7 protein-coding genes are annotated in these 12143 nt (G+C 66.9%); 3 read left to right on the forward strand and 4 right to left on the reverse strand.

Annotated elements, in window-relative coordinates; translation table 11 throughout:
• The first annotated feature begins 157 nt into the window (after nt 1-157).
• Complete coding sequence (locus ABE571_RS17745) at nt 158-2551, forward strand: TonB-dependent receptor (RefSeq protein ID WP_313212519.1); 2394 nt, start codon at nt 158-160, stop codon at nt 2549-2551.
• A 242-nt stretch (nt 2552-2793) separates the two neighbouring features.
• Complete coding sequence (gene ybaL, locus ABE571_RS17750; RefSeq protein ID WP_088433889.1) at nt 2794-4497, forward strand: YbaL family putative K(+) efflux transporter; 1704 nt, start codon at nt 2794-2796, stop codon at nt 4495-4497.
• Between the two features lie 6 nt (nt 4498-4503).
• Here ybaL and ABE571_RS17755 read toward each other — a convergent pair whose 3' ends face one another.
• The 4 genes from ABE571_RS17755 to ABE571_RS17770 form a co-directional block, all read right to left on the reverse strand.
• The gene (locus ABE571_RS17755) at nt 4504-5385 is read right to left on the reverse strand and encodes an AraC family transcriptional regulator (RefSeq protein ID WP_346494314.1); all 882 of its coding nucleotides are present in this window, start codon (nt 5383-5385) and stop codon (nt 4504-4506) included.
• 253 nt (nt 5386-5638) lie between these two features.
• Nucleotides 5639-6940 (reverse strand): aminotransferase class I/II-fold pyridoxal phosphate-dependent enzyme, encoded by a 1302-nt coding sequence (locus tag ABE571_RS17760; protein WP_346466637.1) that lies wholly within the window; start codon nt 6938-6940, stop codon nt 5639-5641.
• Between the two features lie 124 nt (nt 6941-7064).
• Nucleotides 7065-9650: an ATP-dependent chaperone ClpB gene (gene clpB / locus ABE571_RS17765; RefSeq protein ID WP_346494316.1), complete on the reverse strand. Its 2586-nt coding sequence runs from the start codon at nt 9648-9650 to the stop codon at nt 7065-7067.
• A gap of 105 nt (nt 9651-9755) precedes the next feature.
• Nucleotides 9756-11072 carry a retropepsin-like aspartic protease gene (locus tag ABE571_RS17770; protein WP_346494318.1) on the reverse strand — a complete coding sequence of 439 codons (1317 nt, stop codon included), beginning with the start codon at nt 11070-11072 and terminating at the stop codon, nt 9756-9758.
• A 114-nt stretch (nt 11073-11186) separates the two neighbouring features.
• On the opposite strand from ABE571_RS17770, the gene ABE571_RS17775 reads away from it, so the two are divergent.
• A complete protein-coding gene (locus ABE571_RS17775) occupies nt 11187-11897 on the forward strand; it encodes a glutathione S-transferase (protein ID WP_313212524.1) in 711 nt (236 codons plus the stop codon).
• Nucleotides 11898-12143: the final 246 nt, after the last annotated feature.

The raw sequence follows: 12143 nt of genomic DNA on the forward strand, positions 1-12143 counted from the left end.
TCTGCAACGTTTTTTACGAACGTGACCTACATTTGACAAGCGATGAATATCCCGTTAATCCGTCTATTGCGCACCGCAACACCGCCTTCGCAGACCCGATCCTCGATGTCGTGATGTCGCTTTGGTGCAGCACCGCCACTACCGGAGCCACATCCTGATGAACCGCAAGACCAGTACGCTCGCCGCCGCCGTAGCTGTCGCGCTCGGTATGTCCAGCTTCGCCGCCACCGCCCAGGACGTGCCTGCCCGGACGGCCGCCAACACCCTGGACACCATCATCGTCACCGGCACCCGCGTGGCCGACCGCACCGTGGCCGAGTCGCAATCGCCGATCGACATCATCACCCCCGAGGCGCTGCAGTCCACCGGCACCACCGAGCTGGCCACCGCGCTGGCCCGCGCCCTGCCCTCGCTGAATTTCCCGCGCCCGGCGCTGACCGATGGCACCAGCGGCATTCGCCCGGCGCAGCTGCGAGGCCTTTCCCCGGACCAGGTGCTGGTGCTGGTCAACGGCAAGCGCCGCCACACCTCCGCGCAGATCAACGTCAACGGCAGCATCGGCCGTGGCTCCTCGGCAGTGGACATCAACGCGATTCCGATCGCCTCGATCGAGCGCGTGGAAGTGCTGCGCGACGGCGCCTCCGCGCAGTACGGCTCGGATGCCATCGCCGGCGTGATCAACATCGTGCTCAAGGGCTCGTCCTCCGGCGGCAGCCTGGCGCTGGATGCCGGCCAGTACTCGGCCGGTGACGGCAACAAGTACCAGCTCTCCGGCGATACCGGGATCGGCTTCGCCGACGGCCGCGGCAGCGTGCATGTGGCCGGCCAGATCGTCCAGCAGGACGAGAGCAACCGTGCCGGCCCGTACCAGGGCACCGTGCCGAACACGAGCAACTTCCCCAACATCGGCCAGACCACCTTCGTGGTCGGTGACCCGCGCGTGGATGCGACCGCCGCGTCGGCCAACGCCAGCTTCCAGTTCAGCGACCACGTCTCGGCCTATGCCACGGCGATGGCCAGCAACCGCGACATCACCTCGTTCGCGTTCTACCGCTCGCGCAACAACCTCAACCAGGGCGCGCTGCTGGCGCAGACCTACCCGGACGGGTTCGTGCCTGAGATCAATCAGTATTCCAAGGACCGTTCGCTGGTCGCCGGTGTGAAGGGCGGCTCGGACAGCGGCTGGAACTGGGATGTCAGCTACAACTACGGCGCCAACAAGATCGATTTCCACACCCGCAACAGCATCAACTACGCGCTCGGCGTGAACAGCCCGCGCTCGTTCTACGACGGCGCGCTGGAGTACACCCAGAACATCGTCAATGCCGATGTGACCAAGACCCTGGACTGGGGCCTGGCCTACCCGGTCACGCTGTCCTTCGGCGGTGAGTACCGCAAGGAAAAGTGGGAGCAGTCAGCCGGTGAACTGAACGCCTACACCGGCAGCGGTGCGCAGGGCTTCGGCGGCTTCACCCCGCTCAACGCGGTGGATGCCGACCGTGACAACTACGCCGTCTACGCTGGCCTGGAAGCCGACCTCACCGACAAGTTCTCCGCCGGCGTGACCGGCCGCTACGAGGATTACTCGGACTTCGGCGACAAGTTCTCCGGCAAGCTCTCCGCCCGCTACGCCTTCACCGACAAGGTCGCCCTGCGCGCCACCGCCTCCAGCGGCTTCCGCGCGCCCTCGCTGGCCCAGCAGAGCTACCAGGCGGTGACCAGCACGATCATCAACGGCGTGTTCGTCGAACGCGGCACCTTCCCGACCACCAGCCCGGCCGCACAGGCCCTGGGCGCCAGCCCGCTGAAGGCCGAAAGCTCGACCTCCTACAGCCTGGGCCTGGTGCTGCAGCCGGTGGATCGCCTGTACCTGACCGTGGATGCGTACCAGATCGACATCGACGACCGCATCGTCCTGTCGACCAACATCACCACCAATGACGCCGCCAACGCGCTGCTGGCCAACCTGGGCCTGCCGGGCGTCACCGCGTTCTCCTACTTCACCAACGGCGTGGACACCCGCACCCGCGGCGTGGATGCGGTCTCCAGTTACACGATCCCGTTCGCCGCCAGCTCGCTGGAGCTGACCGCGGCCTACAGCTACAACGAGACCGAGGTGAAGAAGTTCATCGCCTCGCCGCCGGTGTTCGGCACGCTGGGCATCACCCAGTCGCTGATCGGCCGCGATGAGATCGGCCGCATCGAAGACAGCTACCCGCGCGACAAGACCATCCTCAGCGGCACCTGGCGCTCGGACCGGTGGGACCTGAACCTGGCCGCCACCCGCTACGGCTCGTTCACCGTGCGCAACTCGGCCACCGCCCTGCGCGACCAGACCTACGACGCCTCGTGGGTGCTCGATGCCTCGGCCAGCTACAAGCCGAGCGAGAACTGGACCCTGACCCTGGGCGCGGACAACATCCTGGACGAATATCCGGACCGCACCGTGGACCTGCAGAACTCCACCTGGGGCATGCTGCCGTACAGCAACTACTCGCCGTACGGGTTCAACGGTGCGTACGTCTATGGCCGCGTGACCTACAAGTGGTAACCCAAGGTAGTGCCGGCCGCTGGCCGGCAACCGCCTGATAAACCCCATGCCCCGGTTCGCCGGGGCATGTGCGTTTTGGCCGCAGGAAACCGCGATTCCGCGCATCCACCGTTCAACGCACGGGCTGTCCCGGACAGCACATGACCTGACCACGGGGACATAGCAGCATTGCGGCCATCGATGTTTGCCCGGACCGGCCGCATCGGTGAAAATCGGGGCACCCCCCCTCTTTGCGAGCCCCGATGCACCATGACACCGACCTGATCAACATCGTTGCCGTTGGCCTTGGGCTCGCCTTCATTTTCGGCGCGCTGGCCAACAAGCTGCGTTTGTCTCCCCTGGTCGGTTATCTGATTGCAGGCATCTGCGTAGGTCCGTTCACCCCCGGCTTCGTCGCCGACCAGGCACTGGCCAACCAGCTGGCCGAGATCGGGGTGATGCTGCTGATGTTCGGCGTCGGCCTGCATTTCTCGCTCAAAGACCTGATGGAGGTCAAAGCGATCGCCATCCCGGGTGCGATCGGCCAGATCCTGGTCGCCACCCTGCTCGGCTGGGGCCTGGCGGCGTTGATGGGCTGGCCGGTGATCTATGGCGTGGTGTTCGGTTTCTCGCTGGCCACCGCCAGTACCGTGGTGCTGCTGCGCGCGATGGAAGAACGGCGCCTGCTGGAAACCACGCGCGGCAAGATCGCCATCGGCTGGCTGATCGTGGAAGACCTGGCCTGCGTCCTGGCGCTGGTGATGATGCCGGTCCTGGCCGGCGTGTTCGGGCCCGATGCGGCCAATGAAACCCATACCGTCGGCAGCGTGCTGGCCAGCATCGGCTGGACCTTCGTGCAGTTGGGCCTGTTCGTGGCGGTGATGCTGGTGGTCGGGCGCCGGGTGATTCCGTGGATCCTGGAGCGCATCGCCGGCACCGGTTCGCGCGAGCTGTTCACCCTGGCCGTGCTGGCCATCGCACTGGGCGTGGCGTTCGGCTCGGCGATGCTGTTCGGCGTGTCGTTCGCACTCGGCGCGTTCTTCGCCGGCATGCTGCTCAACGAATCCGAACTGAGCCACAAGGCGGCCAATGATTCGCTGCCGCTGCGCGATGCGTTCGCGGTGCTGTTCTTCGTCTCGGTCGGCATGCTGTTCAACCCGGCCATCCTGATCGAGCATCCGTGGCAGGTCCTGGCCACGGCGGCGATCATCATGTTCGGCAAATCGGCTGCTGCGTTCGTGATCGTGCGCGCGTTCGGCCATCCGACCGGTACCGCGCTGACGATTTCCGCCAGCCTGGCGCAGATCGGCGAATTCGCCTTCATCATCGCCGGGCTCGGCGTGACCCTGGGGATCCTGCCGCCCACCGGTCAGGCGCTGGTGCTGGCCGGTGCGCTGATCTCGATCATGCTCAACCCGCTGGTGTTCGGCCTGCTCGACCGCTGGCTGCTGAAGCATCAGGAAACCGCCCCCACCACGGTGGAGACGGAATTGCCGCCGGGCCCATCGCTGGACCTGCATGACCATGCCATCGTGATCGGCTACGGCCGCGTCGGCAGCGCGCTGGCGCAGGTGCTGCGCGACCGGGGGGTGCCGGTGATGATCATCGACGACAACAAGGAACACGTCGCCGAAGCGCACGCGGCCGGCTTGCCCGGTATCCGCGGCAGTGCCGCCTCCGACCGCGTACTGGCCGAAGCCCATCCCGAGCGCGCCAAGATCGCCGTGCTGGCGATCCCGCAGCCGCTGGAAGCCGGTGAAACGCTGGCCAAGCTGCGCGCGCTCAACCCCGGCCTGACCCTGCTGGCACGTGCACACAGCGATGCCGAGGTGAAGCACCTGCTCGCCCACGGTGCCGACGGCACGGTGATGGCCGAGCGCGAACTGGCCTACTCGCTGGCCGAGATGGTGATGTCCACCCCGCCGTACCGCACGATGGGCCAGCAGCACAGCATCCCGGTGGTCTGAGGGCCGCTACGCGACCGGCACGCAGATATCCGCGCGGAGGATGGCCTCGGGCACTTCTTCCGGATCATCCAGGTAGTGGTAGTACAGCTCCGCCTCGCGCAGGGCGTGGCCACTGTCGGGCAGCCAGTCGCGTAGCAGGGCGTCAGTGGCCGCTTCCAGGCCCGCGTAGCTGCCCACATGGCGCAGCACGGCATGCGTGCCGCCACCCAGCGTCAGCGCACGCAGCGGGGCCGGTAGCGCCTGCGGCGGGCGCCCGAAGCCCATGGCGCAATCGAACACGCATTCCTGCGCCGGCGCGTCGCGGTGGTCCGTCCGTGCGATGCCGATCAACTGCTGCAGCTGTTCGGCCCAGCCCTGCTCGGCGGCCCAGGTGAAGATCGCGCCGAAGGCCTGATCCAGATCATCGAAGGCCCCTTCCCTGCGCAGCGCCACCACATCGAAGGGTTCCAGCGTGGTCACCGTGACCTGCAACGGCACCGTCCCGTCCGCGTGATCGCCCGCCGGCAGCGACAGCCGCTGCTGCCAGTGGCTGCGCAGCCCGGCATCCTCACGCAACGTGCTCGGCGTGGCATGCAGCGCCTGGCGACAGGCACGGGCCAGCGCCTGCGGGCTTTCATAGCCGACGTTCAAGGCGACCTCGGTCACCCGGCTCTCGGCCTGGCCGAGCAGCGTCAGCGCCTGCAGCAAGCGCAGGCGCGCCACGGTACGCCCGGGCGTTTCACCGGTCAGTGCACGGTACAGGCGATGGAAGTGGAACGGCGACTGGTGCGCGATCACGGCCAGTGCCTCCAGATCGGGCAAGGGATCGCCAGCGCGCAGGCACGCCTGCAGATGGGCGATGACACGATCGATACCGTGGCGCTGGCGGACCTGGGCAATGCGGTGCATGGCGGGCTCCCTCTCGAGGTGACGCTCAGCGTGCGCCGTGCGGCGCCCCTGCGCGTGGCCGATCTTGCGCAGTTGGGGGATCGTCAGCCGATCCTAACCCTGCCGGTAGAGCCACGCCATGCGTGGCTGCGTCTTCTTCCGGCGCCGCGCAGCCACGCATTGCGGGGCTCTACCCCCATGCCGGAGAATTCCATGGCGCCATGGCAAGACCCCCACGGCGGCCGGCCCGCACCGGCCGCCGTGGGGCCTGCCACTACGCCTTGGCCAACGCCTGCTCCAGATCCGCCAGCAGGTCGTCGATGTGCTCGATGCCCACCGACAAACGCACGGTGTCTTCGCTGACCCCCGCCTTCTCCAGTTCGGCCGCATCCAGCTGCCGGTGCGTGGTCGAGGCAGGATGCGTGGCCAGGGATTTGGCATCCCCGAGGTTCACCAGGCGGGTGAACAGCTGCAGTGCATCCAGGAAGCGCGCGCCGGCAGCGCGCCCACCGGGCAGGCCAAAGGTCAGCACGCCGGAGCCGTGGCCGCGCAGGTACTTCTGCACCAGCGCATGCTCGGGGTGATCGGGCAGCGCGGCGTAGTTGACCCACGCCACCTTGGCATGGCCCTGCAGGTGCCTGGCAACCGCCAGGGTGTTGGCGTTGATACGGTCCAGCCGCAGTGCCAGCGTCTCGATGCCCTGCAGGATCAGGAAGGAATTGAACGGTGAGATCGCCGCGCCGGTATTGCGCAGCGGAACCACCCGCGCGCGGCCGATGTAGGCGGCGGGCCCGAGTGCGTCGGTGTAGACCACGCCGTGGTAGCTCACGTCCGGCTCGTTCAAGCGGCGGAAGCGCTGCTTGTGCTCCGCCCAGGGGAAGCGCCCGGAATCCACGATCGCCCCGCCCAGGCTGGTGCCATGGCCCCCGAGGTACTTGGTCAGCGAATGCACGACGATGTCCGCGCCGAAATCGAACGAGCGCTGCAGGTACGGCGTCGCCACCGTGTTGTCCACGATCAGCGGCACGCCATGCGCATGCGCGATCTTCGCCACCGCTTCGATGTCGGTGATGTTGCCACGCGGGTTGCCGATGGATTCGACGAACACGGCCTTGGTGCGGTCATCGATCAGCGCGCCGAACGCCTGCGGATCGCGGTAGTCGGCAAAGCGCGTGTCGATCCCGAACTGCGGCAGCGTGTGCGCGAACAGGTTGTAGGTGCCGCCGTACAGGGCACTGGCCGAGACGATGTTGTCGCCGGCCTCGGCGATGGTCTGGATCGCGTAGGTGATCGCGGCCTGGCCCGAGGCCAGTGCGAGCGCACCGATGCCACCTTCGAGCGCCGCGATGCGCTGCTCCAGCACATCGGTGGTCGGGTTCATGATGCGGGTGTAGATGTTGCCCGGCACCTTCAGATCGAACAGGTCCGCGCCATGCTGGGTGTCATCGAAGGCGTAGGCCACGGTCTGGTAGATCGGCACCGCCACCGCGCGGGTGGTGGGGTCAGGCTGGTAACCGCCGTGCACCGCGATGGTCTCCGCGCGCCACTGTGATTCGGGACTGCCGTGTTCGGACATAGCGCATCGTCTCCAGGTGAATGCCGACGATACCGAACAAAAAACCCCCGCCGAAGCGGGGGTTCATGCCAAACATGCATGGCGTGAGGCCCAACGGTTATCAGGCCGCCGGTGCGCGCGGGGCTCAGCCCTTCACGAACACCAGCTTGCCTTCGCCCGCATCGACCCGGATCACATCGCCGTTGAGGAACTCGCCGGAGAGGATCTTCTGCGCCAGCGGGTTCTCCAGCTGCGACTGGATCGCACGCTTGAGCGGGCGGGCGCCGTAGACCGGGTCGAAACCGACGTTGCCCAGCAGCTGGAAGGCCTCGTCACTGACCTCGATACGCAGGCCACGCTCGGCCAGGCGCTTTTCCAGGCCCTGCATCTGGATGCGGGCGATCTGCTTGATCTGCACCTTGTCCAGCGGATGGAACACGACGATGTCGTCCAGGCGGTTGATGAATTCCGGGCGGAAGTGCGCCTGCACCACCCCCATCACCGCCGCCTTCATCTGCGTGTAGGCCTCCGGGCTGTCATCGCTGCTCATGTCCTGGATCTGGTGCGAGCCCAGGTTGGAGGTCATCACGATGACGGTGTTGCGGAAGTCCACCGTGCGGCCCTGGCCATCGGTCAGGCGACCGTCGTCGAGCACCTGCAGCAGGATGTTGAACACATCCGGATGCGCCTTCTCCACTTCGTCCAGCAGGATCAGCGAGTACGGGCGACGGCGCACCGCCTCGGTGAGGTAGCCGCCTTCTTCGTAGCCCACATACCCCGGGGGCGCACCGATCAGGCGCGCGACGCTGTGCTTCTCCATGAACTCGCTCATGTCGATGCGGATCATCGCGTCGCTGCTGTCGAACAGGAATTCGGCCAGCGCCTTGCACAGTTCAGTCTTGCCCACGCCGGTCGGCCCCAGGAACAGGAACGAGCCGCTCGGGCGATCCGGATCGGACAGGCCCGCACGCGAGCGCCGCACCGCATCGGAGACCACCTTGATCGCCTCTTCCTGGCCAACCACGCGGTTGTGCAGCATGTCTTCCATGCGCAGCAGCTTGTCGCGCTCGCCTTCCAGCATGCGATTGACCGGGATGCCGGTCCAACGCGAGACCACTTCGGCGATTTCTTCGGCGGTGACCCGATCCTGCACCAGCTTGAACTCGCTGGTTTCCACTTCCTGCGCGGCCGCGAGCTGCTTCTCCAGCTGCGGCAGCTGCCCGTACTGGATCTCGCTCATGCGGCCGAAATCCTGGCGGCGCTGCGCCGATTCCAGCTCCAGCTTGGCCTGTTCGATCTGTTCCTTGATCCGCGTCGCGCCCTGCAGCGTTGCCTTCTCCGACTTCCAGATTTCGTTGAGGTCGGAGAACTCGCGCTCCAGCGTATCGATGTCGTTTTCAAGATCGGCCAGGCGCTGCCGGGAGGCATCGTCCTTTTCCTTCTTGAGCATTTCACGCTGGATCTTGAGCTGGATCAGGCGCCGTTCCAGGCGGTCCAGCTCTTCCGGCTTGGAGTCGATCTCCATGCGGATGCGCGAGGCGGCCTCGTCCATCAGGTCGATGGCCTTGTCGGGCAGCTGGCGGTCGGCGATGTAACGGTGCGAGAGCGTGGCCGCCGCGACGATCGCCGGGTCGGTGATTTCCACGCCATGGTGCACGGCGTACTTTTCCTTCAGCCCGCGCAGGATCGCGATGGTGTCTTCCACGCTCGGCTCGCCGACCAGCACCTTCTGGAAGCGGCGTTCCAGCGCAGCATCCTTTTCGATGTACTTGCGGTATTCGTCCAGGGTGGTCGCACCGACGCAGTGCAGTTCACCGCGCGCGAGCGCCGGCTTGAGCATGTTGCCGGCGTCCATCGCGCCATCGGCCTTGCCCGCACCGACCATGGTGTGCAGCTCGTCGATGAACAGGATCACCTGCCCTTCGCTCTTGGCCAGGTCGTTGAGCACGCCCTTGAGGCGCTCTTCGAACTCACCGCGGAACTTGGCGCCGGCGATCAGCGCGCCCATGTCCAGCGAGAGCACGCGCTTGCCACGCAGGCCTTCGGGCACTTCGTCGTTGATGATGCGCTGGGCCAGGCCTTCCACGATGGCGGTCTTGCCCACGCCGGGTTCGCCGATCAGCACCGGGTTGTTCTTGGTGCGGCGCTGCAGGACCTGGATGGTGCGACGGATTTCCTCATCGCGGCCGATCACCGGATCCAGCTTGCCGCTCTCGGCCCGCGCGGTCAGGTCGATGGTGTACTTCTCCAGCGCCTGGCGCTGGTCTTCGGCGTTTTCCGACTGCACGGTCTCGCCGCCGCGGACCTTGTCGATCGCGGTCTCGATCTTCTTCTTGTCGGCACCGGCGGCGCGCAGCGCCATGCCCAGGGTGCCGCCATCGTCCACCGCAGCCAGCACGAACCACTCGCTGGCGATGAAGGCATCGCCGTGCTGCTGGGCCAGCTTGTCGGTGTTGTTGAGCAGCCGGTTCAGATCGTTGCCGATCGACAGGTTGCCTTCCTGCCCGGAGACCTTGGGCAGGGCCTCCAGGGTTTCATTCAAGCGTTCGCGCAATACCGGCACGTTGACGCCGGCCTGGGCCAGCAGCGGGCGCGTGCTGCCGCCCTGCTGGTCCAGCAGCGCGCTGAACACGTGCACCGGTTCGATGATGTTGTGGTCGCGGCCCACGGCCAACGACTGCGCGTCGGCCAGCGCCTGCTGGAAACGCGAGGTGAGCTTGTCCATCCGCATGTTCTTGTCCTCGATGTAAACGGGGCTGGCCGTGCCAGCACTGTCCCTGAAATGCGGTTACGGGGGCGTGTTTCAAGGGTGGATGAGATGCCGATTCAGGGTTCGTCAGGCCGTCGGTGGACGGGCCAGAAGCGATGGCTCGGCCGGCTGCGGGACCAGGCAGCCGAGCGCGGCGGGCAGGTCCAGTGCCACGGTGTAACCCCCGGTGACGCCGTAGCCGATCCGCCACGACGACGGGAACAGATCCGGTGGCTGGAACGCGATATCCACGGCAATGTCGCTCAACGTATCGGTGACCTGCAGTGGCGTGCTGGCGGGCGCGTACTCGATGTCCTCCGCACCGCGCGTGGTGATCACGTTCCTGCGCTGGATCGCGGCGGCCGGCACCGACGAGCGCGGCGCACCACGCATCTGGAAGGCCCCATGGAAGCCCGTATCGACCAGCATCAGGTTGTTCTCGCGGCCCCGGATCGGAAAGCGGACCTGCTGGAAGGGCCCCCACAGCGAGGAGGTGAAGACCGTCCGCCGCGTGCACGCTGCCGGTGTCCGTGCGCCCAGCAGCGTCAGCGTTTCACGCGAGAGGGTGATCCGTCCCAGCGCGCGCAGCACGTCCAGGCCGATCAGGTTGAGCTCGCGCGCCCCCTCGCTGTTGAACGACACATCACGCACCCGCTGCCCACCCACCTCGATATCGATCGGTGCCACCAGGCCAGCCTGCTGGATATCGCCCTCGACGATGCGCGACACCACGAAGCCCTCGGTGACCGCCAGGCCGAGCGACTCGGCCAGCGCGCGGCTGATGTGCGAGCGCGGGGCCCCGGTATCGACGATGAAAGCGGCCTCGTGGGCGACCGGCCTGCCCTCGCGCGTGCCGTGCAGCGTGAGGGTCACCGAGGGCAGCTCATTGCGGAACTGGATCGGCACCGCCACGTCCTGCGCCCGCTCGGCTGCGGGCAGCGCGCTGCGCGGCCATGTGGTGAAGGACGCAAACACCGGCCGGGTGACATCGGGTACTTCATCGCCGGCCCGGAGCATCGGCACGATGGTGCGCTGGTAGTCCTCGCGCACGCGCAGCATCAGGCGCGCCCATCCAGCGATATCACCCTCGATCAGCGCATTGCCCGCGAGAGTGGATTCGCACAGGAACGCCAGCCCCTGCAGCGCGGGCGGTGCATCGCGGGTTTCATCCAGGCACTGGCGTGCGGCACGGTTGGAAGCGGCCAGCTCGCCACGGACACGATGGTAGCCCGCTGCACCGAGGTGCCGGCGCGGGCCGGATGCGCCGCTCATCTCACGCAACGTGGTCAGTTCCGCACGCAGCACCGCATCGCTGTAGCCGAACCCATCGTGCAGTGCCACCGGATCGGCCGCCACCGTGGCGGGCAACACTGCCACGCACATGCCCAGGACCCACTTCCGCATCGCGTACTCCCATCAACATCCCCGCTCGACCCTAGCACGGGAACCACGCTGCGCTCACGCCTGCTTTCGGCAGCACGGGCCATGCTGGAGGCCGGTTCCATACGGAGTGGCGGCATGCATTACGAACTGTATTACTGGACCGGCATCCAGGGCCGCGGCGAGTTCGTGCGGCTGGCACTGGAGGATGCCGGCGCGGGCTACACCGATATGGCGCGCGTCCATGGCGATGCGGTAATGCAGCCGTACCTGCAGGGCAAGGTTGAAGGCCTGCAGCCATTCGCTCCCCCGTTTCTGCGTACCGGCCGGCAGGTGATCGCCCAGGTCGGCGCGATCCTGGACCACCTGGGCCCGGAACTCGGCCTCGTCCCGGATGCCAGCTCACGGCGGCAGCAGGCACTCCAGCTGCAATTGACCATCGCCGATCTGGTCGCCGAGGTCCACGACACCCACCATCCGATCGCGATGTCGGCGTACTACGAGGATCAGAAGCACGAAGCCAACGCGCGCGCCGCGTCGATGCGCGGCGAGCGCATGCCCAAGTTCCTGGGCTATTTCGAGAACGTGCTCAAGCACAACGGTGGGCGGCACCCGCTGCGGGAGCATTCCTACGTGGATCTCGCCCTGTTCCAGCTGCTGAGCGGGCTGGAGTACATGTTCCCGCGCCGCATGCAGGCGCTGTGGCCGACGCTGCCACATCTGCGTGCATTGAAGGACCGGGTGGAAACCCGGCCCAACATCGCCGCCTATCTCGCCTCCGAACGGCGCCTGGCGTTCAACACCAACGGCATCTTCCGGCACTACCCCGAGCTGGATGGCGAAGCGTGATCCCTCGCCGGCCCGCCTCCACCGGTAGCTCACGACCGCCTCCACCCGGTAGCTCACGACCGTTGCCACCCGGTAGCTCACGACCGTTGGTCGTGAGCGCAGGTTTGGTCGTGAGCAGGTAGTGCCGGCCGCTGGCCGGCTCCGCAGCGGACCGGCCCACCCGGTAGCTGACCCCCCGGGGGGGGGGTGGCCAAGAAAAACAGCCCGGCCCCCGCCCGCCCGACCGGGGCGGGAAGACCGCCCCCC

Origin of the sequence: Stenotrophomonas sp. TWI273 (assembly GCF_039674765.1) — a bacterium.
Lineage (GTDB): Bacteria > Pseudomonadota > Gammaproteobacteria > Xanthomonadales > Xanthomonadaceae > Stenotrophomonas.